The sequence below is a fragment of the Enterobacter sp. SST3 genome (assembly GCF_000286655.1).
GTDB lineage: Bacteria > Pseudomonadota > Gammaproteobacteria > Enterobacterales > Enterobacteriaceae > Enterobacter > Enterobacter roggenkampii.
This window is the reverse complement of sequence record NZ_ALNS01000014.1, coordinates 160,542-184,258: the sequence shown is the minus strand read 5'-3', so window position 1 is coordinate 184,258 and position 23,717 is coordinate 160,542. Positions and strand designations below refer to the sequence as shown.

Sequence of the window (23,717 nt, the reverse complement as noted above, 5' to 3'; positions counted from 1 at the left end):
TCCAAAGGGTTTTGTTAATTTTCGGTTCGGTTTATACTCGTAAACCTAAAACTTTTCAAAATGGTTTACAAGTCGATTATGACCCAGGACGATCTCGCCTTCGACAAGCAGCATATCTGGCACCCTTACACCTCCACCACCCGCCCCCTTCCCGTTTATCCGGTGGCCTGCGCCCACGGCTGCGAGCTGCACCTCGCCAGCGGCGAGCGGCTCGTTGACGGGATGTCCTCCTGGTGGGCGGCCATTCACGGGTACAACCACCCGCGCCTGAACGCGGCGATGAAGGCGCAGATTGACCAGATGTCGCACGTGATGTTTGGCGGGATCACCCATCAGCCCGCGGTGGATTTATGCCGTCGCCTGGTGGCGATGACGCCTGCATCGCTGGAGTGCGTCTTCCTGGCGGATTCCGGCTCCGTGGCGGTGGAAGTGGCGATGAAAATGGCGCTGCAGTACTGGCACGCTAAAGGCGAAACGCGCCAGCGTTTCCTCACCTTCCGCAACGGCTATCACGGGGATACCTTCGGAGCGATGTCGGTGTGCGATCCGGACAACTCCATGCACAGCCTGTGGAAGGGGTATCTGCCGGAAAACCTGTTCGCCCCGGCGCCGCAGAGCCGCTTCGACGGCGAGTGGAACGAGATGGACATGGTCGGCTTCGCGCGGCTGATGGCGGCACATCGTCACGAGATTGCTGCCGTCATTCTTGAACCGATCGTGCAGGGCGCGGGCGGGATGCGGATGTACCACCCGGAATGGCTGAAGCGTATTCGCAGGATGTGCGACCGCGAGGGCATTCTGCTGATTGCCGATGAGATCGCCACCGGCTTTGGCCGCACCGGCAAGCTGTTTGCCTGCGAACATGCGGGTATTGCGCCGGATATTCTGTGCCTCGGTAAAGCGCTGACGGGCGGCACCATGACGCTCTCCGCCACGCTCACGACCCGCCAGGTGGCCGACACCATCAGCGACGGTGAAGCCGGCTGCTTTATGCACGGCCCGACGTTTATGGGTAACCCGCTGGCCTGCGCCGTGGCGAGTGAAAGCCTTGCGATTCTGGAGAGCGGCGGGTGGCAGACGCAGGTTGCGGCGATAGAAGCGCAGCTGAAAGCGGAACTGAGCGCCGCCTCGGGCGCGAATTTCGTGGCGGACGTGCGCGTGCTGGGCGCCATCGGGGTGATTGAAACCACCCATCCGGTGAATATGGCGGCGCTGCAGCGCTTCTTCGTGGACCAGGGCGTGTGGGTCCGGCCTTTCGGCAAGCTTATCTATCTGATGCCGCCGTACAGCATCACGCCAGAGCAGCTTCGAAAACTAACCGACGCGGTTGTAACAGCCGTTAACATTCCCGCGCATTTCACGATTTAACCCAATGCATTACACTTGCTGAACGAGCGATCAACGAGGGTAAACCGTATGAAAATCATCAGTAAAGATCTGCGCGACGGCGAAAAGCTGCCGGAACGGCACGTTTTCAACGGCATGGGGTATCAGGGCGATAACATCTCCCCGCACCTGGCGTGGGACGAGGTTCCGGCAGGCACCAAAAGCTTTGTCGTGACCTGCTATGACCCGGATGCGCCAACCGGTTCCGGATGGTGGCACTGGATCGTGGCGAACCTGCCTGCCGACACGCGCGTGCTGCCGCAGGGTTCCGGTTCAGACCTGGTTGCCCTGCCTGAAGGTGCCATTCAGACGCGTACTGACTTCGGTAAAGCGGGCTACGGCGGCGCGGCGCCGCCAAAAGGGGAAACCCACCGCTATATCTTCACGGTGCACGCGCTGGATGTGGAGAAGATTGAGGTCGATGAAGGGGCGAGCGGCGCGATGGTCGGGTTTAACGTGCATTTCCATTCCCTGGGGAGCGCGTCGATTACGGCGATGTATTCGTAAAAAAAGCCGGGTGGCGGCTACGCCTTACCCGGCCTGGATTTCGCACTCGTAGGCCCGGTAAGCGCAGCGCCACCGGGCAAAAAAATCACAGCACCGAAGGTAACAGCCCCACCAGCCGCCCTTCTTCCAGAAGCTGCATCGCCTTATCAATATCCGGGGCAAAGAAGCGGTCATCATCGTAATGCGTGACGTGCTCGCGCAGCGCATGACGCGCCTGCTCCAGCAGCGGGCTGGATTTGAGCCCTTCACGCAGATCGATACCCTGACTTGCCGCCAGCCATTCCACCGCCAGCACGCCGCGGGTGTTGGAGGCCATCTCCCAGAGACGACGCCCGGCAGCCGGTGCCATCGAAACGTGATCTTCCTGGTTTGCAGACGTTGGCAGGCTGTCCACGCTGTGCGGGTGCGACAGCGCCTTGTTCTCACTTGCCAGCGCTGCGGCCGTCACCTGAGCAATCATAAAGCCCGAGTTAACCCCGCCGTTACGCACCAGGAACGGTGGCAGCTGGGACATATGTTTATCCATCATCAGCGCGATGCGGCGCTCGGACAACGCGCCGACTTCGGCAATCGCCAGCGCGATATTATCCGCCGCCATTGCCACCGGCTCGGCGTGGAAATTACCGCCGGAGACCACCTCGTTTTCCTGGGCGAACACCAGCGGGTTATCGGACACCGCGTTGGCCTCCACCAGCAGCACCTCCGCCGCCTGGCGCAGCTGCGTCAGGCACGCGCCCATCACCTGCGGCTGGCAGCGCAGGGAATACGGATCCTGCACCTTCTCACAGTTGTGGTGTGACTCCGCGATCTCGCTGGTGTCGGTAAGCACGTGACGGTACATCGCGGCAGCATCGATCTGCCCGCGCTGACCGCGCACCTCGTGGATGCGGGCATCGAACGGGCGACGCGAGCCCAGCACCGCTTCGGTGGTCAGCGCGCCGCACACCACCGCCGAGGCAAACAGATCTTCCGCTTCAAACAGGCCGCGCAGCGCGAAGGCGGTCGATGCCTGAGTGCCGTTCAGCAGCGCCAGCCCCTCTTTCGCCGCCAGCGTTATTGGCGTTAGTCCGGCTTTTTTCAGCGCCTCTTTCGCAGGCAGCCACTCGCCCTGCCAGCGCGCTTTGCCTTCGCCCAGCAGCAGCAGCGACATGTGCGCCAGCGGCGCGAGATCGCCGGAGGCACCGACGGAGCCCTTCGCCGGGATCCACGGATAGACCTCCGCATTCACCAGCGCCATCAGCGCCTGGATCACGCTCAGGCGAATACCGGAGAAACCGCGCGCCAGGCTGTTGATTTTGAGCACCATCATCAGACGGACAATCTCATCGTCAAGCGGCTGACCGACGCCCGCCGCGTGCGACAGCACCAGCGAACGCTGCAGGTTTTCCAGATCGTGCGTCGCGATGCGGGTCTGCGCCAGCAGCCCAAAGCCGGTATTAATCCCGTAAGCCGTGCGCCCTTCGGCAACGATGGCTTCAACGCAGGCCACGCTGTCGTTAATGGCGGCGTGGGCGCTTTCATCAAGCGACAGGGTGACCGGCTGACGCCAGACGTTACGCAGCTGCTTGAGCGTCAGTGAGCCGGGAGTGAGTGTTAACGCGTTCATTCATGCTTTCCTTGTGTGGCAGGGATCATCGGCAGGTTAAGTCCCTGCTCTTTGGCACAGTCAATGGCAATCTCGTAACCCGCATCCGCGTGACGCATCACGCCGGTGGCCGGGTCGTTGTGGAGCACGCGGGCGATACGCGCGGCGGCTTCATCGGTACCGTCGCAGACGATGACCATCCCGGAATGCTGGGAGAAGCCCATTCCCACGCCGCCGCCGTGGTGCAGCGACACCCAGGTCGCGCCGCTGGCGGTGTTGAGCAGGGCGTTCAGCAATGGCCAGTCGGAGACCGCGTCCGAGCCGTCGCGCATGGCTTCGGTTTCGCGGTTCGGGCTGGCGACGGAGCCGGAGTCCAGGTGGTCTCGGCCGATGACGATCGGCGCGGAAACTTCACCGCTGCGCACCATTTCGTTGAAGGCGAGGCCCAGTTTTTGACGCCACTCCAGCCCTACCCAGCAGATACGCGCCGGCAGGCCCTGGAAGTTAATGCGCTCGCGGGCCATGTCCAGCCAGTGGTGCAGGTGTTCGTCATCGGCGACGATCTCCTTCACTTTGGCGTCGGTCTTGTAGATGTCCTCCGGGTCGCCGGACAGGGCAACCCAGCGGAACGGTCCGATGCCGCGGCAGAACAGCGGGCGGATATAGGCCGGGACGAAGCCGGGGAAGTCGAAGGCGTTACTCACGCCCATCTCTTTCGCCATCTGGCGAATGTTGTTGCCGTAGTCAAAGGTCGGAATGCCCATCTGGCTGAAGGCCAGCATCGCAGAGACGTGTTCCGCCATGGCGCGTTTCGCGGCAAGCACCGTGCCTTCCGGGTCGATCTCCGCTTTTTGCTGATAGTCTTCCCACGACCAGCCTTTTGGCAGGTAGCCGTGCAGCGGGTCATGGGCGCTGGTCTGGTCGGTGACCAGATCCGGGCGCACGCCGCGGGCAACGAGTTCAGGAAGAATGTCCGCCGCGTTGCCGCACAGGGCAATCGACACCGCTTTGCCTTCGGACGTGTATTTTTTGATGCGCGCCAGCGCGTCATCGAGATTCTCGGCCTGTTCGTCGACGTAACGGGTACGCAGACGGAAATCAATGCGGCTCTGCTGGCACTCAATGTTCAGCGAGCACGCGCCGGCCAGCGTGGCGGCCAGCGGCTGCGCGCCGCCCATCCCGCCAAGACCGGCGGTCAATACCCAGCGGCCTTTCAGCGAGCCGTTGTAGTGCTGGCGACCGGCCTCCACGAAGGTTTCGTAGGTGCCCTGCACGATCCCCTGGCTGCCGATGTAGATCCAGCTCCCGGCGGTCATCTGGCCATACATCGCCAGCCCTTTCGCGTCGAGTTCGTTGAAGTGTTCCCAGGTGGCCCAATGCGGCACGAGGTTAGAGTTGGCGATCAGCACGCGCGGGGCGTTTTTGTGGGTTTTAAACACGCCAACCGGCTTGCCGGACTGCACCAGCAGGGTTTCGTCGTTTTCGAGTTCGGTCAGTGCCTTAACAATGGCGTCATAGCATTCCCAGTTGCGCGCGGCGCGGCCTATGCCGCCGTAGACCACCAGCTCGTGGGGGTTTTCCGCCACCTCAGGATCAAGGTTGTTCATCAACATGCGCAGCGGGGCTTCGGTGAGCCAGCTTTTGGCGGTAAGGGTGGTGCCGCGCGCGGCGCGGACGTCCTGCTGGCGGTATTTACCTGACGACATTGTGTGCTCCTATACGGGACAGATGATGCATTTAGATATACTTGTATAGACAAGCACACACAAGGTCGGATTTAACAAAAAAGATACAATTTTGTTATATTGCGTTAGCGATCACGCTTATAAAACTTATGACATAAAGTGGCCCTGCAGCCGGTAACGGTTCCCCGGGAAAAGCAGCCGGGCATGTGACACGATGTGCGACGAGGACCAGGTTCGACGGCGGATCAGCAGGCACGGGTCGTGCTCTTTAATGCGCAGCCGTTCGCACTCCTGCGGCGTGGCGCGCACGGCTTCCACAATGTGCTCCCCTTCCGTCAGCGGTGCGACGAGCGAGAGATAGGCATGCGGCGTGGTCTGGGTGTAATCCTGATTCAGATAGTCCGGTATCCGTTCAGCGTTCACGCAGCGATCTTCAATCTGCACCGGAATGTCGTTCTCAAAATGCACCATCACGGAGTGGAAGATGCGGCTGCCTTCTTTGACGTTCAGCTCTACCGCCTGCTCGGCGCTGGCCTGGGTCTCTTCGAGCACCAGCACCTCACAGCGGTGCTGATGATTACGCGCGGCAATCTCGTCCGCAATGCTGCGGATTTCAAACAGGGCGGACTGTCCTTTCGGCTCCGCCACAAACGTCCCGACGCCCTGCAGGCGCACCAGAAGCCCTTCGTCGGTCAGCTCGCGCAGCGCCCGGTTGATGGTCATCCGGCTAAAGCCAAACTGGGCCACCAGATCGGCCTCCGAGGGAATGCGGTCGTGCGGCCGCCAGACGCCGGTGGCGATTTTTTCGCTGATCGCCTGCTTCACCTTTTCGTAGAAAGGCGCGGGAGGGCTCGACGGCGGCAGGGGTGAGCGTGAAAACATCGTGACTCCTTGAATAGTGTTATGCCCACCAGTGAGCAATTTGCCAGGCCAGACGGGCGGCAAGCTTTGCGCCCTGCCCGTCCCGATCGAACTGCGGGTTAAACTCTACCAGATCGGCGGCCTGTAGCTTACCGCTACGGCAGATTTGTTCGATAACGGGGAGGAGATCCAGTGCCGGTATGCCTAACGCAGCCGGAGCGGAAACGGCAGGCATTTCGCTGGCGGGCAGGACGTCCAGATCGATTGTCAGGTAGACGCGATCGGCCTGGGCCAGCACCTTTTCCAGCGCGGATAGCGCATCGCGCCTGAAATGGAGATCCTCCACCAGCGTGACGTTCAGGCGTTCAGCCTCATCCCACAGCGCCTGCGTGTTCGCCGCCCGGCTCACGCCAAAGCAGGCGTACTGAAATGCCCGCCCGCGCTCATCGCAGTAGTGCGCCAGCTGGCGAAACGGCGTGCCGGACGTCGCCCGGTCGGCCTTGCGCAGATCGAGATGGGCATCCAGGTTGATAATGACCACCCGCTCGTTCGGGAAGGCGTCCAGCACGCCGCGACCGTGCGCCCACGCGGTTTCGTGTCCGCCGCCAAAGACCAGCGTGCGCATCCCGGAGCGCTGGCAGGCTGTCACGGCATCGCTTAACGCCTGCTGTGCCGCTTCCAGGTCGTCACCTTCAACGTAAACCGACCCCATATCCGCCAGCCGCTCGTGTCCCAGATGGCTTGCCATATTTGCCAGCGCCTTGCGCAGCACATCAGGCGCCTGCACGGCGCCGGGCCTGCCCTGATTGCGTTTTACCCCTGCATCACATTCAAAGCCTATCATCGCAATGCCGGATGCCAGCGGCGTGAACGCCCCCTGCTGCCGTATCGTCTGGAAAATGCGCGTTGCGTTGCTGGCCTCGGCGCTGTCGTCGCGCCCCTGCCAGACCGTTTCGGCGACGGGCCGCCATAACCTCATACTGCCTCCCCACGGAAAATACGTTGATACAGCGGATTGCGTCCCGGCTCGTAGACCATCTCTACCGGATGATGCGCATCCCAGACGATGAAATCAGCGACAAACCCGGCCCGCAGCTGTCCGTGGGTTTCACCGCGGCCCAGCGCCTGCGCGGCATGGCGCGTGACGCCAGCCCAGGCTTCCTCGGGCGTCAGGCCAAACTGGACGCAGGCCATGTTCATCGCCAGGTGCAGGCTGGCAAACGGGCTGGTGCCGGGGTTATAGTCGGTGGCGACCGCCATCGGCACGCCGTGTTTTCTGAGCTGTTCCACCGGCGGACGCTGGCGCTCCTGCAGAAAATAGAACGCGCCGGGAAGCAGAACCGCAACCGTACCGCTTTGCGCCATCGCCTGAACGCCTGCGTCGTCGAGATATTCGATATGATCGGCAGAGCGTCCTTTATACCGGCTGACCAATGCCGCACCGCCCTGATTCGACAGCTGCTCGACGTGCCCTTTCACCGGAATACCGAGCGCGGTTGCCGCCTTGAAGAGGCGCTCGGTTTGCGACGGGGTAAAGCCGACGTTTTCACAGAACACGTCGACAGCTTCAAACAACTCTTTTTGCCACAGCGTGGGCAATATTTGCTCGCAGACCAGCGTGAGGTAGGCATCCGGATCCTGTCGGTATTCCGGCGGAACCGCATGGGCCGCCAGCAGCGTTGGGCTGATATCGATCGGATTATTGAGGCTCAGCTGGCGTGCGACCTGCAGCATTTTCTCTTCGGCCTCGGCGTTGAGGCCGTATCCCGATTTGATTTCAACCGTGGTGACGCCTTCATTTATCAGACGCTGAAGCCGCTGCTGTGCCAGCTTAAGCAGGGTTTCGGGTGAACTGCTGCGCGTCGCCGTCACGGTCGCGTTAATCCCGCCCCCCTGGGCGCTGATGGTTTGATAAGAGACACCGTTCAGACGCTTCTCCCACTCCGCCGCGCGATCGCCGCCAAACACCAGGTGGGTATGGCAGTCAATCAGGCCCGGGGTAACCAGACGACCCTGAAGATCGACACAGTGAGTGTGTCCGGCCGGAATGTCAGATTCAGGTATCACGGCCAGGATAGTTTGACCCCGTATAACCAGGGCGTGTTGATCTTTCAGTCCATAGGGCGCACGGACGTCCGGCGCCATCGTAGCCAGTCGCGCATTTCGCCATATCACATCGTCAGGATGAATCTGCTGCATGGGCTTTCCACTTGTCATGGGTTGTATAGACATTTATTTTCATCTGTTGTCTGCTGTCAACCGACTTTGCGGAAAATGTTATTTATTTGTGATCACTTACCCGCCGCTCCAGGGCTAAAAATGCAACTTTTACCCTTTTTATCTTCCCGTTTCGCTCAACTTAGTATAAAAAAGCAGGCTATTTCGTCTATCCCGTAAAGACTTGCATACCCAGGAGCTTCACCTTGAACATTTCCAGGATTTCCCGTCTGGCGTTAGCGCTCGCCTTTGGCGTGACCTTATCCGCATGCAGTTCAACCCCACCGGATCAGCGCCCTTCTGAGCAGGTCGCGCCCGGTACCGCCTCCCGCCCGATTTTGTCCGCTGATGAAGCGAAGAACTTCGACCGTGCGCACTACTTCTCGTCGATGGATCCTAACGCTGCGCCGTGGACCCCGTCTTCGATTAACCTGCCGAAACAGCCTGACTTCGTGGTTGGCCCGGCAGGTGCGCAGGGCGTAACGCATACCTCGATTCAGGCTGCGGTAGATGCTGCCATCACTAAACACAGCGCGTCTCGCCAGTACATCGCGATCCTGCCAGGCGAATATGAAGGCACCGTGTATGTTCCGGCGGCACCGGGCAGCATTACGCTTTACGGTCTGGGCGAAAAAGCAATCGACGTAAAAATTGGCCTGGCGATTGATTCTGAAATCGACAGCAACACCTGGCGTCACCTGGTGAACCCGGCCGGTAAATATATGCCGGGCAAACCGGCGTGGTACATGTTTGATAACTGCCAGAGCAAGCGTTCCGCCACGGTTGGCGTGATGTGCTCTGCGGTGTTCTGGTCCCAGAATAACGGTCTGCAGCTGCAGAACCTGACCATCCAGAATACCCTGGGCGACAGCGTTGACGCCGGTAACCACCAGGCCGTCGCGCTGCGCAGCGATGGCGATAAGGTGCAGATTAACAACGTCAACATTTTGGGTCGTCAGAACACCTTCTTCGTGACCAACAGCGGCGTGCAGAACACCCTGCAGAATAACCGTCTGACCCGTACGCTGGTAACCAACAGCTACGTTGAAGGTGACGTGGATCTGGTCTCCGGCCGCGGCGCGGTGGTATTTGATAACACCGATTTCCGCGTAGTGAACTCACGTACCCAGCAGGAAGGTTACGTGTTTGCTCCGGCAACCCCGTCGAACCTCTTCTTCGGCTTCCTGGCCGTGAACAGCCGCTTTAACGCTGCCGGTGACGGCGTGGCGCAACTGGGACGCTCCCTGGACGTGGACGCGGCCACCAACGGTCAGGTGGTGATCCGCGACAGCGTGATCAACGAAGGCTTCAACATGGCGAAGCCGTGGGCGGATGCGGCGATCTCTAAACGTCCGTTCTCCGGCAATACCGGTGCGGTGGACGATAAAGGGAACGTGCAGCGCAACCTGAACGACGCTAACTTCAACCGCATGTGGGAGTACAACAACCGCGGTCTGGGCAGCAAAGTGGTTGCTGAGCCGAAGCAGTAAGCAGTCCTTTTGCCGGGTGGCGGCTTCGCCTTACCCGGCCTACAGGTTATGTAGGCCCGGTAAACGCAGTGCCACCGGGCATAAAAAAACCTCGCATTCGCGAGGTTTTTTGTTTAAGCCGCTTAGTGAGCGTTAACCACCACCCACATCGGCCCCTGGCCTACGGCGTAGCGCCCTTTCTCTTCCAGCAGCCCCTGCTCGCCTTTAATTTCATACAGCGCGATGTGGTGGGATTTCTGCCCCGCCGCAATCAGGTATTTGCCGCTGTGATCGATATTAAAGCCGCGCGGCTGGGTTTCCGTCGGCTGGAAGCCTTCAATCGCCAGCACGCTGCCGTCTTCAGAAACGCTAAATACGGTGATCAGGCTGGAGGTACGGTCACAGGCGTACAGATGACGACCATCTGGCGTAATGTGAATATCCGCCGCCCAGCGGGTGTCGGAGAAATCAGACGGCATCATATCCAGCGTCTGCACGCACTCAATCTGACCGTTTGGATCTTTCAGCTCCCATACGTCCACGGAGCTGTTCAGTTCGTTGACCACGTAGGCGTACTGCTGGTTCGGATGGAAGACCATATGACGCGGGCCCGCGCCTTCTACCGTCGTGACTTCAGCCGGATTCTGCGCCACCAGGTGACCATCGTCGCTCAGGGTGAACAGGCAGATACGATCCTGCTTCAGGGCAGGCACCCACAGCGTGCGGTTATCCGGAGAGATATTCGCCGAGTGGCAGCCTTCCAGCCCTTCCACCACATCCACGGTTTCGACCGGAATGCCATCTTCCAGACGCGTTACGCTGACGCAGCCCGCATTATACGAGCCGCTGAAGACAAAGTTGCCTTTACGATCGGTTGAGATATGGGTTGGACTGCCCGGCAGCGGCGCTTCGGCAGTGTAAGTCAGCGCGCCGTCGTCCGGAGAGATGCGATAGGCCAGCACGCGAAACTCCGGGCGCACACCCACGTACAAGAAACGTTTATCCGGGCTGATGACCATCGGCTGTACCTGGCCTGGCACATCAACAACCTGAACCAGCGTGAGTGTCCCTTCGGTATTTAAGCGCCAGACGTGGATCTGCTGGCTTTCAGGACTGGCGGTATAAACGGTTTGTTTCATGAATATTCACTCCTCACTGCGCATGAAAGTAATTAACTTTTGACGGTGAATGCTGAATTGTCGACAGGAATTTTGAAGCATTCGCCTCTCGGTGTACCATCCCATCAAAACGTAAATTCAATATTAACCCGGGAAAACAGATGACCTCGCGTGTGATTGCTCTGGATTTAGACGGTACCTTACTGACGCCGCAAAAAACCCTTCTCCCCTCCTCCCTTGAAGCGCTTAAACGCGCGCAGGAAGCGGGATATCAACTCCTTATCGTAACGGGTCGACATCACGTAGCCATTCACCCTTTTTATCAGGCACTGGCGTTAGATACACCTGCAATTTGTTGTAATGGCACTTATTTGTATGATTATCAGGCAAAAAAGGTTTTAGCCTCCGACCCGCTGCCGGTTCCTCAGGCGCTGCAACTGATTGATCTGCTGGATGAGCATGCCATTCACGGCCTGATGTATGTGGATAACGCAATGGTCTACGAGCGCCCTACCGGCCACGTGGTGCGCACCAGCAACTGGGCGTTGTCCCTGCCTGAAGCGCAGCGTCCGGTCTTTACCCAGGTATCCTCCCTGCGTCAGGCAGCCCAGGACGTTGAGGCTATCTGGAAATTCGCCCTGACGGATGAAGACACGACCAAACTGAATACCTTCGCGAAGCACGTCGAGGAAACGCTGGGGCTGGAGTGCGAGTGGTCCTGGCACGATCAGGTAGATATTGCCCGCAAAGGCAACAGCAAAGGCAAGCGTCTGACGCAGTATGTGGAATCACAGGGCTGGTCAATGCAGGACGCGATCGCCTTCGGCGACAACTACAACGACATCAGCATGCTGGAAGCCGTCGGTACGGGCGTGGCGATGGGCAATGCCGACGACGCGGTAAAAGCGCGCGCTAACGTGGTGATTGGCGACAACACCACCGACAGCATCGCGCAGTATATTTATACCCACCTGCTGTAATCAGGCGGTGATCGAGACGCTCTTAATTTGCGCGTAAAGCCACAGGCCGGGTTTGATCCCTAACTCATCCCTGGCCCACGGGCTGATGCGCGCCCAGAGCGTCCGGCTTCCCACCTCGAGCTTCACTTCCACCTGGCCGTTATCATCAAAACACTCCGCGACTTTGGCGCGCAGGATATTTCGAATACTGGTTTGCAGCGGCGGCTGCAGCACCAGCGAGACGTCTGATGCCTGAATACGAATACGCAGCGCGGACTGCAACGGCTTGTCGATCTTATTGACCCACAGGTGCTGATCGCCGAGCGCCAGCGCCGTCATCGCGTAGTGCGGATGGTGTTCCAGCACGCTCACCTTCAGAATGCTGCTCTGCTGTTCCCGGGGTAACCACGGGTGCATTACGCTGCTGCCCCACACCTCTTCCAGGTTGCCGAAGGCCTTGACGCTGCCCTCTTCCAGCACCAGCACTTTGTCGGCCAGATGGAGGATCTCATCCAGCGAATGGCTGACGTAGAGCATTGGAATATTAATTTCCCGCGTCAGGCGCTGCAGGTAGGGCAAAAGCTCACGCTTGCGCGGAATATCCAGCGAGGCCAGCGGTTCGTCGAGCAGCAGCAGTTCGGGCGCGGTCAGCAACGCGCGGCCAATGGCTACGCGCTGTTTTTCTCCGCCGGAAAGCGACGAGGGCAGTCTGTCGAGCAGTGGCTCAATGCCTAAAAGCGTCACCAGCTTATCAAACTGCCCGGCCATGCTTTTCGCCATGCCGTAACGCAGGTTGCCGCGCACGCTGTAGTGCGGGAATAAGCGCGCGTCCTGGAAAACATAGCCAATGCGGCGTTTATCCGGCGTGAGATAAACCTTGTTTTCCACGTCGTTTAAGACGCGGTTATTCAATACAATCCGTCCTGACTGCGGGCGCGTCAGGCCGCTGATGGCATTTATCAGCGACGTTTTTCCCGCTCCCGAGACGCCGAAGATGGCAGTGATACCGCTTGCAGGCAGCGTCTCGTTAAGCGTCAGGGTATGGTTTCCCAGCGTCTGGGTGAAATTCAGTTCCAGCATGCTTATTTCCCCATCCGCTCGCGGCTCAGCCGCGCCAGCCATTCCGACACCAGCAGCGATACCAGGGCTAATACGATTGAAATGATACACAGCCGCGCCGCCGCGGCCTCTCCGCCCGGCGTTTGAATCAGGGTATACATGGCCGACGGAATCGTTCGCGTCTCGCCGGGGATGTTCGAGACGAAGGTGATGGTCGCGCCAAACTCGCCCAGCGAGCGGGCGAAGGCCAGTACCGTCCCAACAATAATGCCGGGTAACGTCAGGGGAAGCGTGATGGTGAAAAAAACGCGCCAGCGCCCGGCACCCAGCGTACGGGCCGCCTGTTCGAGCTTCATGTCCACGCCTTCCAGCGCGAGGCGGATCGCCCTCACCATCAGCGGGAATGACATTACCGCCGCCGCCAGCACCGCACCGCGCCAGCTAAACGCAAAGGTCAGTCCAAACCAGTCGTAAAGTTTTTCGCCAATAAAACCGCGTCGCCCCATGGAAATTAACAGCAGATAACCGACCACCACGGGCGGCAACACGAGCGGAAGATGAAGCACGCTGTCGAGCAGCGCTTTGCCGGGAAACCGACGGCGAACCAGTAGCCAGGCAAAGAAGATCCCAAAGGGCAAACTCAGCGCAACCGCCAGGGAAGAGACTTTAAGGCTCAGCAGAACAGCCTGCCATTCAGGATCGGTCAATATCATCAGTGAGTCGTAAATCCGTAACGTTTAAAGATCGCGGACGCCTCCGGCCCCTTCAGATAATCGCGGAAGGCCGTCACGGTCGCATTTTTATGTCCATCAACAATCGCAACAGGATATTCCACTTTCTTGTGGGAGTCTTCCGGGAACGTTGCCACCACTTTCACACCCTTACTGGCAATGGCATCAGAGCCATACACAATGCCCAGCGGGGCTTCGTTGCGTTCCACCAGCGCCAGCGCGCCGCGGACATCTTCCGCCGGGGCCAGCTTCGGTGACAATGTCTCCCATGCGCCCAATTTTTGCAGCGCTTCTTTGGCGTAGATCCCGGCCGGAACGTGCTCCGGATCGCCCACCGCCAGACGCCCGCCGTTCAGCAGGCTTATCCAGTGGGTCTCTTTGTTGATGGTGAAGTCAGCCTGGGCGCTGGCTTTTGGCGCCACGACAACCAGGCTATTCCCCAGCAGCGTTTCGCGGGTTGCCGCATCAATCGCTTTCTTCTCCACCGCGTAATCCATCCACTTCTGGTCAGCCGAGATGAACAGATCCGCCGGCGCGCCCGCTTCTATCTGGCGAGCGAGCGTCGAAGAAGAGGCAAAAGAGGAGACCACCTCGACGTTTTTCTCTTTTTTATACGCCGCCGCGATATCCTGCAGCGCGTTGGTCAGCGACGCCGCCGCAAAGACCGTGATTTTACCCTCATCCGCCAGCGCGTGTCCGGTAAGGGAAAGCGTCAATGTTGCCCCTGCAAAAAGGCGTACCCATGTACGTGCCATCTGTAACTCCTGTGAGTAGCGTTATATACACATTAATATAACGGTAACGTCAGGGAGATCCCAGCGTTTAATCGTACCGCTGAAGAGGTAAACCGGCGTAGTGCGTTAAAGAGTATCGGCGAAAACGGGAAAATCTTGAGAGCAAAACGCCCGGGCAAGCCGGGCGTTTTGGGGGGAATCAATGCTGCTTTTTAGCCTGGTCTCTGTGACCAATGTTCGAAAAGACGTTGAACACTTCACCCAGGCCGTAGATGGCACCGAGGATGATGGCCATCACTACTGGTACCATGATCACGGCGAATACCAGACTTTTCAACAACTCTAACATGGTTTTCTCCAGATATTGTGAACAGCTTATTCTACCCTTTCAACTGAGAAAAACATCCCCTTTTGTGCGGTACCCTTTGCGCCCTGCACCATTTGGGTCACAATACCCTTTTTGCCAGGACACTGTTATGCAGGCCGAAATTCTTCTCACACTCCGACTTCAGCAAAAGCTTTTCGCCGATCCGCGACGTATCGCCCTGCTTAAACAAATAGAACAAACGGGCTCGATTAGCCAGGGGGCGAAAAACGCGGGCATCAGCTACAAAAGTGCCTGGGACGCCATCAACGACATGAACACCCTGAGCGAACAGCCGCTGGTGGACAGAGCCACGGGCGGCAAAGGCGGCGGCGGTGCAATCGTGACGCGTTATGGCCAGCGCCTTATTCAGCTTTACGATCTGCTGGCCCAGATTCAGCAAAAAGCGTTCGATGCGTTAAGCGATGACGATAACGTTCCGCTGGACAGTCTGCTGGCCGCCATTTCCCGCTTCTCGCTACAAACCAGCGCCCGCAACCAGTGGTTTGGTACGGTGACGGCGCGCGACAATCTGCAGATACAGCAGCATATTGAGATCCTGCTTGCCGATGGCACCACCCGTCTGAAGGCCGCCATAACGGCGCAAAGCGCGGAACGTCTTGAACTGGATGAAGGGAAAGAGGTGCTGGTGCTCCTGAAGGCGCCGTGGGTCAGTATTACACGCGATCCCGACGCGGCAAAGACAGCAGATAACCAGCTGCAGGGCACCATCAGCCATATCGAACGCGGCCAGACGCAGTGCGAAGTGCAGATGACCCTGGCAGATGGGCAGCCGCTTTGCGCGACCGTACCGCTCAGCGAGTCGGACAACGTAGAAGAAGGTGCTGCCGTCACCGCGTATTTCAACGCGGACCGGGTGATTATCGCCACTTTGTGCTGAGCACATTGACAATCGTACCGACAGTGCGTATCCCTGATATCTGGTGCTGCAAAAACAGGGATAAACCATGTCATCATTGCATATTTCGCAAGGCACGTTTCGTCTTAGCGATACCCGAACGCTGACAATTGCTGATTTGACGCTACGCGCGGGTGAAAGCTGGGCGTTTGTCGGCACAAACGGCAGCGGTAAATCCGCGCTGGCCCGCGCGCTGGCCGGAGAGCTCAACCTCCTCAAGGGCGAATACCAGAGCGACTTTACGCGCCTGACGCGCCTGTCGTTTGAACAACTGCAAAAGCTGGTCAGCGACGAGTGGCAGCGCAACAACACCGATTTGCTCAGCCCTGGCGAAGAGGATACCGGCCGTACGACGGCGGAAATTATTCAGGATGAAGTGAAGGATCCCGCCCGCTGCCAGCGCCTGGCAGAACAGTTCGGTATCACCCCTCTGCTGAACCGGCGCTTTAAATACCTTTCGACCGGCGAGACGCGAAAAACGCTGCTTTGTCAGGCGCTGATGAGCGAACCTGAACTGCTTATTCTGGACGAACCGTTCGACGGTCTTGACGTGCAGTCCCGGGCGCAGCTGGCGTCTCTGCTGGCATCGCTGAATCAGCAGGGATATACCCTCGTGCTGGTGCTTAACCGTTTTGATGAAATTCCGGACTTTATCCAGCACGCGGGCGTCCTGGCCGACTGTAACCTGACAGAGACCGGCGAAAAAACCGCGCTGCTTAAGCAGGCGCTGATTGCCCAGCTCGCGCACAGCGAACAGCTCGACGGTATTACCCTTCCGGAACCCGACGCCCCGTCGGCGCGCCACGCGCTTGATCCCCACCAGCCGCGCATCGTGCTGCGCGATGGGGTGGTCTCTTATGACGATCGCCCGATCCTTAATCACCTCAGCTGGACGGTCAATCCAGGTGAGCACTGGCAGATTGTCGGCCCCAACGGCGCGGGAAAATCCACGCTGCTGAGCCTGATTACCGGCGATCATCCGCAGGGCTACAGCAACGACCTCACGCTGTTCGGTCGGCGTCGCGGCAGCGGCGAAACCATCTGGGATATCAAAAAACATATCGGCTACGTCAGCAGCAGCCTGCATCTGGATTACCGGGTCAGTACCACGGTACGTAACGTGATCCTCTCCGGGTATTTTGACTCCATCGGCATTTATCAGGCGGTGTCGGACAAACAGCACAAGCTGGCCCAGCAGTGGCTGGACATTCTGGGCATGGACAACCGGGTGGCTGACGCGCCGTTTCATAGTCTTTCGTGGGGGCAGCAGCGTCTGGCGCTGATCGTTCGCGCGCTGGTGAAACACCCTACGCTGCTGATCCTCGACGAACCGCTGCAGGGACTCGACCCGTTGAACCGCCAGCTTATCCGTCGCTTTGTGGATGTCCTGATTAGCGAAGGTGAAACGCAGCTGCTGTTCGTTTCACATCATGCCGAAGATGCCCCCTCCTGCATCACCCACCGCCTGGAGTTTGTTCCGGACGGTGAGCACTATTACTATCGGCAAAGCAAAATCGATTAATCCCCGGAGGGCACCGCCCTCCGTTTTTCAGATAACCTGCACTAATACATTGCTATCCCGTTGATCTACAATGCCTCACGGTAGCTGAAAATCGGATTTTAAAAACAGTGTAAACGATTCCACTATTTTATCCCATGTCACACTTTTCGCGTCTCTGTTATGCTATGGTTATTACATACCATAAGCCCAATGGAGCGAAATATGCGAGTTCTGGTAACAGGTGGTAGCGGTTACATCGGTAGTCATACCTGCGTGCAGCTGCTGCAAAACGGCCATGACGTCATCATTCTCGACAACCTGTGCAACAGTAAGCGCAGCGTGCTGCCTGTGATTGAACGTCTTGGCGGTAAACACCCGACGTTCGTGGAAGGCGACATCCGTAACGAAGCGCTGATGACCGAGATCCTTCACGACCACGCCATTGAAGCGGTGATCCACTTCGCGGGTCTGAAAGCGGTCGGTGAATCCGTTGCTAAGCCGCTTGAGTATTATGACAACAACGTCAACGGCACCCTGCGTCTCATCTCCGCCATGCGTGCGGCCAACGTCAAAAACTTCATCTTTAGCTCTTCCGCCACCGTCTACGGCGATCAGCCTAAAATCCCTTACGTTGAAAGCTTCCCGACCGGGACGCCGCAAAGCCCGTACGGCAAAAGCAAGCTGATGGTGGAGCAGATCCTGACCGACCTGCAAAAAGCCCAGCCGGAGTGGAGCATCGCGCTGCTGCGCTACTTCAACCCGGTCGGTGCGCATCCGTCTGGCGATATGGGGGAAGATCCGCAGGGCATTCCGAACAACCTGATGCCGTATATCGCCCAGGTTGCCGTAGGCCGCCGCGAGTCGCTGGCGATTTTTGGCAATGACTACCCGACCGAAGACGGCACCGGCGTGCGCGACTATATCCACGTGATGGATCTGGCCGACGGCCACGTTGCGGCCATGCAGCAACTGGCGGATAAACCGGGCGTGCATATTTACAACCTCGGCGCCGGCGTCGGCAGCAGCGTGCTGGACGTGGTTAACGCCTTCAGCAAAGCCTGCGGCAAGCCGGTGAACTACCACTTCGCACCGCGTCGTGAGGGCGATCTGCCTGCTTACTGGGCCGACGCCACCAAAGCCGACAAAGAGCTTAACTGGCGTGTTACGCGCACGCTTGATGAAATGGCACAGGATACCTGGCACTGGCAGTCACGCCACCCGCAAGGCTATCCGGACTAAGGATCCGTCATGACGCAATTTAATCCCGTCGATCATCCGCATCGTCGTTTTAACCCGTTAAGCGGGCAATGGATTTTAGTTTCTCCGCATCGCGCCAAGCGCCCCTGGCAGGGGGCGCAGGAGACGCCTGCAAAACAGACGCTGCCGCAGCACGACCCGGACTGCTTCCTCTGTCCGGGCAACACGCGCGTCACCGGGGATAAAAACCCGGACTACAAAGGCACCTTCGTGTTTACCAACGATTTTGCCGCCCTGATGACCGACACGCCGGACGCGCCGGAAAGCCACGATCCGCTGATGCGCTGTGAAAGCGCGCGCGGTACCAGCCGCGTGATCTGCTTCTCCCCCGATCACAGCAAAACGCTGCCGGAGCTGAGCGTTGAGGCACTGAAAGAGGTGGTCAGCACCTGGCAGGCGCAAACCGCCGAGCTGGGTCAAACTTACCCATGGGTGCAGGTGTTTGAAAATAAAGGTGCGGCCATGGGCTGCTCTAACCCGCACCCGCACGGCCAGGTCTGGGCGAACAGCTTCCTGCCTAACGAAGCTGAGCGTGAAGACCGCCTGCAAAAAGCGTATTACGCGGAAAACGGCTCGCCGATGCTGGTGGATTACGCGCAGCGTGAGCTGGCCGACGGCAGCCGTACCGTGGTGGAGACCGAACACTGGCTGGCCGTCGTGCCTTACTGGGCCGCCTGGCCGTTTGAGACGCTGCTGCTGCCGAAAGCGCACGTGCAGCGCATCACCGAACTCAGCGACGCGCAGCGCGACGACCTTGCCCTGGCGCTGAAAAAGCTGACCAGCCGTTACGACAACCTGTTCCAGTGCTCCTTCCCGTACTCCATGGGCTGGCACGGCGCACCGTTTAACGGGGAAGAGAATCAGCACTGGCAGCTGCACGCCCATTTCTATCCGCCGCTGCTGCGCTCTGCGACGGTGCGTAAATTTATGGTGGGCTACGAAATGCTGGCAGAAACCCAGCGTGATCTGACGGCGGAACAGGCGGCTGAACGTCTGCGTGCCGTTAGCGACGTCCACTATCGCGAATCAGGAGTCTAAAAATGAGTCTGAAAGATAAAACACAATCCCTGTTTGCTGAGAAATTTGGCTACCCTGCCACCCACGTAATTCAGGCACCTGGCCGCGTCAACCTGATTGGTGAACACACCGACTACAACGACGGCTTTGTGCTGCCGTGCGCTATCGATTACCAGACGGTCATCAGCTGCGCGAAGCGCGACGATCGCCAGGTTCGCGTGATTGCGGCGGATTACGGTAATGAAACGGACGCGTTTTCCCTCGATGCCCCGATTGTGACGCACGACAGCCAGCAGTGGTCTAACTACGTGCGCGGCGTGGTGAAGCATCTGCAGAAGCGTAATAAAAACTTCGGCGGCGCCGATTTGGTCATCAGCGGCAACGTGCCGCAGGGGGCGGGCTTAAGCTCCTCTGCGTCTCTGGAGGTCGCCGTGGGCACCGTGTTCCAGCAGCTCTATCATTTGTCGCTGGATGGCGCGCAAATCGCCCTGAACGGCCAGGAAGCGGAAAACCAGTTCGTGGGCTGCAACTGCGGCATCATGGACCAGCTGATCTCCGCGCTGGGCAAAAAAGAGCACGCGCTGCTGATCGACTGCCGCTCGCTGGGCACCAAAGCCGTTCCCCTGCCAAAAGGCGCGGCTGTCGTGATCGTCAACAGCAACTTTAAGCGCACGCTGGTGGGCAGCGAGTACAACACCCGCCGCGAGCAGTGCGAAACCGGCGCCCGCTTCTTCCAGCAGCCCGCCCTGCGCGACGTCACGCTCAATGAATTTAACAAAGTGGCGCACGAGCTGGATCCGATCGTCGCCAAACGCGTTCGTCACGTGCTGACGGAAAATGCCCGTACCGTTGAAGCCGCGTCCGCGCTGGCGAAAGGTGACCTGAAACGCATGGGTGAACTGATGGCGGAATCTCACGCCTCCATGCGCGATGATTTTGAAATCACCGTGCCGCAGATCGACACCCTGGTGGAGATCGTCAAAGCGGTCATTGGCGACAAAGGCGGCGTGCGCATGACGGGCGGTGGTTTTGGCGGCTGCATCGTTGCGCTGGTGCCTGAGGATTTGGTCCCTGCTGTACAGGACGCCGTGGCGAAGCAGTACGAAGCAAAAACAGGTATCAAAGAAACCTTCTATGTTTGCAAAGCATCACAAGGAGCCGGACAGTGCTAAACGAAACACCTACCCTCGCACCGGATGGTCTGCCGTATCGCCTGTTAACCCTGCGCAATCGCGCGGGGATGGTGGTTACGCTAATGGACTGGGGTGCAACCCTTCTTTCAGCACGCGTACCGATGCCGGACGGCAGCGTGCGCGAAACCCTGCTCGGCTGCGCCTCACCCGAGCAGTATGTTAATCAGTCTGCCTATCTGGGCGCATCCGTAGGGCGCTATGCGAACCGCATCGCGAAGAGCCGTTTTGAACTCGACGGCGTGCAGTACACCCTGCTGCCAAGCCAGGGTGAGAACCAGCTGCACGGCGGCCCGGACGGGTTTGATAAACGCCGCTGGAAGATTGTTCGTCAAAACGACGGCGAAGTGCTGTTCTCGCTGGATTCGCAGGACGGCGATCAGGGCTTCCCGGGTAACCTTATCGCCTCCGCGCGCTTTACATTGACCGACGACAACCGTATCGCCATTGAATACCGTGCGACGGTCGACAAGCCGTGTCCGGTCAACCTGACCAATCACGCGTACTTTAATCTGGACGGTAACCAGTGCGACGTGCGGAACCACAAGCTTCAGATCCTGGCGGATGCGTATCTGCCGGTTGATGAGATGGGCATTCCGTACCAGGGCCTCAAAGACGTGAGCGGCACCAGCTTTGACTTCCGCAGCGCGAAATCCATCGCCCAGGATTTCCTGAGCGATGACGACCAGCGCAAGGTGAAAGGCTACGACCACGCGTTCCTGCTGCAGGCTAAAGGCTATGTGAAACAACCTGCCGCACAGGTCTGGTCCACCGATGAGAAGCTGCAGATGACGGTTTATACCACCGCTCCTGCCCTGCAGTTCTACTCAGGTAACTATCTCGGCGGCACGACGGCGCGCGAACACGAAGAGTACAGCGACTGGCAAGGCCTGGCGCTGGAGAGCGAGTTCCTGCCGGACAGCCCGAATCATCCGGAATGGCCGCAGCCGGACTGCGTGCTGCGCCCGGGTGAAGAGTACGTTAGCGTGACGGAATATCATTTTATTCCACATTAATATTCAGCCCTCCTTCTGGAGGGCTTTTTTCTGTGCGCCTTGCTGAAAATAGCGCCGATCGCAGACAAAATCATAACCCTGGATTCACAAGCATCTTACACTCAGAGACTATTTTCGCTATGGTTAGGGTTAAGCGTTGCTGCTGGCACGGCCACGGCAATATAATGAGAATTGTTATCATTCTAAAAATGCTTGAGGAGTAAGAGATGGCTATTACTAAGCTGGTTCTGGTGCGTCACGGCGAAAGCCAGTGGAACAACGAAAACCGCTTTACCGGTTGGTACGACGTTGATCTGTCCGAGAAAGGCGTAAGCGAAGCAAAAGCAGCAGGTAAACTGCTGAAGGAAGAAGGCTTCAGCTTTGATTTTGCTTACACCTCTGTGCTGAAACGTGCCATCCATACCCTGTGGAACGTGCTGGACGAACTGGACCAGGCCTGGCTGCCGGTTGAGAAATCCTGGAAACTGAACGAGCGTCACTACGGTGCGCTGCAGGGCCTGAACAAAGCGGAAACCGCTGAGAAATACGGTGACGAGCAGGTTAAACAGTGGCGTCGCGGCTTCGCGGTCACCCCACCAGAGCTGACCAAAGATGACGAGCGCTACCCGGGCCACGACCCGCGTTACGCGAAACTGACCGACGCTGAGCTGCCAACCACCGAGAGCCTGGCGCTGACCATCGACCGCGTTGTGCCTTACTGGAACGAAACCATTCTGCCACGTCTGAAAAGCGGCGAGCGCGTGATTATCGCCGCTCACGGTAACTCCCTGCGTGCGCTGGTGAAATACCTGGACAACATGGGTGAAGACGAAATTCTCGAACTGAACATCCCAACTGGCGTACCGCTGGTGTATGAGTTCGACGAAAACTTCAAGCCAATCAAACACTACTACCTGGGTAACGCGGACGAAATCGCAGCGAAAGCGGCGGCCGTTGCGAACCAGGGTAAAGCGAAGTAATTTTCGCTGACCATAAAAAAAGCGCGGAACCGTCCGCGCTTTTTTATTTGAGCCGTCAGAATTAACCGCGACGCGCTTTCACCGCATTCGCCAGCTGGCGCAGGATGGCGTCGGTGTCATCCCAGCCGATGCAGGCATCGGTCACGCTCTTGCCGTACACCAGCGGCTCGCTGCCTTCCAGGTTCTGGTTACCTTCAACCAGATGGCTTTCGATCATCACCCCAATTACCGCCTTCTCACCGCCGGCAATCTGCTGACAGACGTCTGCGCCCACTTCCATCTGCTTTTTAAACTGCTTGCTTGAGTTGGCGTGGCTGAAATCGATCATCACCTGCGGTGGCAGCCCGGCTTTTTCCAGCCCGACTTTGACTTCGGCCACATGCTTTGCGCTGTAGTTCGGCTCTTTGCCGCCGCGCAGAATGATATGGCAGTCACCGTTACCGCTGGTGTTAACGATGGCCGAGTGGCCCCATTTGGTCACGGACAGGAAGCAGTGCGGTGCGCCCGCTGCGTTGATGGCGTCGATAGCCACCTTAATGGTGCCGTCAGTGCCGTTTTTGAAGCCAACCGGACAAGAGAGACCGGACGCCAGCTCGCGGTGAACCTGAGATTCAGTAGTGCGGGCACCAATTGCCCCCCAGCTCATCAGGTCTGCCAGATACTGGGGCGTAATCATATCCAGGAACTCACCGGCCGCAGGCAGCCCGCTGTCGTTAATCTCCAGCAGCAGCTTGCGCGCAATGCGCAGACCGTCGTTGATCTGGAAGCTGTTATCCATGTGCGGATCGTTAATCAGCCCTTTCCAGCCAACGGTAGTGCGCGGTTTTTCAAAATAGACGCGCATCACGATTTCCAGCTCATCCTTCAGCTCTTCACGCAGGGTGAGCAGACGGGCTGCGTATTCTTTCGCGGCAGCAGGATCGTGGATAGAGCATGGGCCAATCACCACCAGAAGACGATCGTCATTACCTTTCAGGATCTTATGGATCGCTTTACGAGCATGAGAAACCGTGTTTGCGGCATTTTCAGTGGCGGGGAATTTCTCAAGGAGTGCTACAGGAGGTAATAACTCATTGATCTCTTTAATACGTAAATCGTCGTTCTGATAATTCATCTTCGTTCCAGCTCTGCCATATCTTTAGTAATGAAAGCAATCCTTTCAATCTATCTTGTCGCTCAGGAA

The 23,717-nt window shown here is 58.5% G+C and carries 22 protein-coding genes; 11 read left to right on the top strand and 11 right to left on the bottom strand.

Annotation, left to right across the window (positions count from 1 at the left end):
* Positions 1 to 78 precede the first annotated feature (78 nt).
* Complete coding sequence (gene bioA / locus B498_RS12220; RefSeq protein ID WP_032622893.1) at positions 79 to 1,368, top strand: adenosylmethionine--8-amino-7-oxononanoate transaminase; 1,290 nt, start codon at positions 79 to 81, stop codon at positions 1,366 to 1,368.
* 48 nt (positions 1,369 to 1,416) lie between these two features.
* The gene (locus tag B498_RS12225) at positions 1,417 to 1,893 is read left to right on the top strand and encodes a kinase inhibitor (RefSeq protein ID WP_008501131.1); all 477 of its coding nucleotides are present in this window, start codon (positions 1,417 to 1,419) and stop codon (positions 1,891 to 1,893) included.
* Positions 1,894 to 1,978: 85 nt separating this feature from the next.
* Here B498_RS12225 and hutH read toward each other — a convergent pair whose 3' ends face one another.
* From hutH to hutI, 5 genes are all read right to left on the bottom strand, one after another.
* Positions 1,979 to 3,499 (bottom strand): histidine ammonia-lyase, encoded by a 1,521-nt coding sequence (gene hutH / locus B498_RS12230; protein ID WP_008501129.1) that lies wholly within the window; start codon positions 3,497 to 3,499, stop codon positions 1,979 to 1,981.
* Entirely contained in the window at positions 3,496 to 5,184 is a 1,689-nt protein-coding gene (gene hutU / locus B498_RS12235) for a urocanate hydratase (RefSeq protein WP_008501128.1), read from the bottom strand. The genes hutH and hutU overlap by 4 nt, the downstream gene beginning before the upstream one ends.
* A gap of 126 nt (positions 5,185 to 5,310) precedes the next feature.
* Positions 5,311 to 6,045 (bottom strand): histidine utilization repressor, encoded by a 735-nt coding sequence (locus tag B498_RS12240; protein WP_008501127.1) that lies wholly within the window; start codon positions 6,043 to 6,045, stop codon positions 5,311 to 5,313.
* 19 nt (positions 6,046 to 6,064) lie between these two features.
* Entirely contained in the window at positions 6,065 to 7,003 is a 939-nt protein-coding gene (hutG, locus tag B498_RS12245) for a formimidoylglutamase (protein ID WP_008501126.1), read from the bottom strand.
* Positions 7,000 to 8,223 (bottom strand): imidazolonepropionase, encoded by a 1,224-nt coding sequence (gene hutI / locus B498_RS12250; RefSeq protein WP_008501125.1) that lies wholly within the window; start codon positions 8,221 to 8,223, stop codon positions 7,000 to 7,002. The genes hutG and hutI overlap by 4 nt, the downstream gene beginning before the upstream one ends.
* A 224-nt stretch (positions 8,224 to 8,447) precedes the next feature.
* On the opposite strand from hutI, the gene B498_RS12255 reads away from it, so the two are divergent.
* Positions 8,448 to 9,731: a putative acyl-CoA thioester hydrolase gene (locus B498_RS12255; RefSeq protein WP_008501124.1), complete on the top strand. Its 1,284-nt coding sequence runs from the start codon at positions 8,448 to 8,450 to the stop codon at positions 9,729 to 9,731.
* A 122-nt stretch (positions 9,732 to 9,853) separates the two neighbouring features.
* Here the strand turns inward: B498_RS12255 and pgl are convergent, their stop codons facing one another.
* A complete protein-coding gene (pgl, locus tag B498_RS12260) occupies positions 9,854 to 10,849 on the bottom strand; it encodes a 6-phosphogluconolactonase (RefSeq protein WP_008501123.1) in 996 nt (331 codons plus the stop codon).
* 140 nt (positions 10,850 to 10,989) lie between these two features.
* Here pgl and B498_RS12265 point away from each other — a divergent pair, with 140 nt between their 5' ends.
* Positions 10,990 to 11,808: a pyridoxal phosphatase gene (locus tag B498_RS12265; RefSeq protein ID WP_008501122.1), complete on the top strand. Its 819-nt coding sequence runs from the start codon at positions 10,990 to 10,992 to the stop codon at positions 11,806 to 11,808.
* Here B498_RS12265 and modC read toward each other — a convergent pair whose 3' ends face one another.
* The 4 genes from modC to B498_RS12285 form a co-directional block, all read right to left on the bottom strand.
* Positions 11,809 to 12,867 (bottom strand): molybdenum ABC transporter ATP-binding protein ModC, encoded by a 1,059-nt coding sequence (modC, locus tag B498_RS12270; protein WP_008501121.1) that lies wholly within the window; start codon positions 12,865 to 12,867, stop codon positions 11,809 to 11,811.
* A 2-nt stretch (positions 12,868 to 12,869) separates the two neighbouring features.
* Entirely contained in the window at positions 12,870 to 13,559 is a 690-nt protein-coding gene (gene modB, locus B498_RS12275; RefSeq protein ID WP_008501120.1) for a molybdate ABC transporter permease subunit, read from the bottom strand.
* Positions 13,559 to 14,332, bottom strand: a complete 774-nt coding sequence (gene modA, locus B498_RS12280) for a molybdate ABC transporter substrate-binding protein (RefSeq protein ID WP_008501119.1) — start codon at positions 14,330 to 14,332, stop codon at positions 13,559 to 13,561. Before modA ends, modB begins: the two co-directional genes overlap by 1 nt.
* Before the next feature lie 178 nt (positions 14,333 to 14,510).
* Positions 14,511 to 14,660 (bottom strand): AcrZ family multidrug efflux pump-associated protein, encoded by a 150-nt coding sequence (locus tag B498_RS12285; protein ID WP_008501118.1) that lies wholly within the window; start codon positions 14,658 to 14,660, stop codon positions 14,511 to 14,513.
* Between the two features lie 127 nt (positions 14,661 to 14,787).
* On the opposite strand from B498_RS12285, the gene modE reads away from it, so the two are divergent.
* From modE to gpmA, 7 genes are all read left to right on the top strand, one after another.
* A complete protein-coding gene (modE, locus tag B498_RS12290) occupies positions 14,788 to 15,576 on the top strand; it encodes a molybdenum-dependent transcriptional regulator (protein ID WP_008501117.1) in 789 nt (262 codons plus the stop codon).
* Between the two features lie 67 nt (positions 15,577 to 15,643).
* On the top strand, positions 15,644 to 17,116 hold the full coding sequence (gene modF, locus B498_RS12295; protein ID WP_008501116.1) for a molybdate ABC transporter ATP-binding protein ModF: 1,473 nt from the start codon (positions 15,644 to 15,646) through the stop codon (positions 17,114 to 17,116).
* Between the two features lie 201 nt (positions 17,117 to 17,317).
* Entirely contained in the window at positions 17,318 to 18,334 is a 1,017-nt protein-coding gene (gene galE / locus B498_RS12300; RefSeq protein WP_008501115.1) for a UDP-glucose 4-epimerase GalE, read from the top strand.
* Positions 18,335 to 18,343: 9 nt separating this feature from the next.
* Complete coding sequence (gene galT / locus B498_RS12305; protein ID WP_008501114.1) at positions 18,344 to 19,390, top strand: galactose-1-phosphate uridylyltransferase; 1,047 nt, start codon at positions 18,344 to 18,346, stop codon at positions 19,388 to 19,390.
* 2 nt (positions 19,391 to 19,392) lie between these two features.
* A complete protein-coding gene (gene galK, locus B498_RS12310) occupies positions 19,393 to 20,541 on the top strand; it encodes a galactokinase (protein ID WP_008501113.1) in 1,149 nt (382 codons plus the stop codon).
* On the top strand, positions 20,535 to 21,575 hold the full coding sequence (gene galM, locus B498_RS12315) for a galactose-1-epimerase (RefSeq protein ID WP_008501112.1): 1,041 nt from the start codon (positions 20,535 to 20,537) through the stop codon (positions 21,573 to 21,575). The genes galK and galM overlap by 7 nt, the downstream gene beginning before the upstream one ends.
* A 206-nt stretch (positions 21,576 to 21,781) precedes the next feature.
* A complete protein-coding gene (gene gpmA, locus B498_RS12320; protein ID WP_008501111.1) occupies positions 21,782 to 22,534 on the top strand; it encodes a 2,3-diphosphoglycerate-dependent phosphoglycerate mutase in 753 nt (250 codons plus the stop codon).
* Between the two features lie 61 nt (positions 22,535 to 22,595).
* On the opposite strand, the gene aroG is transcribed toward gpmA, so the two are convergent.
* On the bottom strand, positions 22,596 to 23,648 hold the full coding sequence (gene aroG / locus B498_RS12325; RefSeq protein ID WP_008501110.1) for a 3-deoxy-7-phosphoheptulonate synthase AroG: 1,053 nt from the start codon (positions 23,646 to 23,648) through the stop codon (positions 22,596 to 22,598).
* Positions 23,649 to 23,717: the final 69 nt, after the last annotated feature.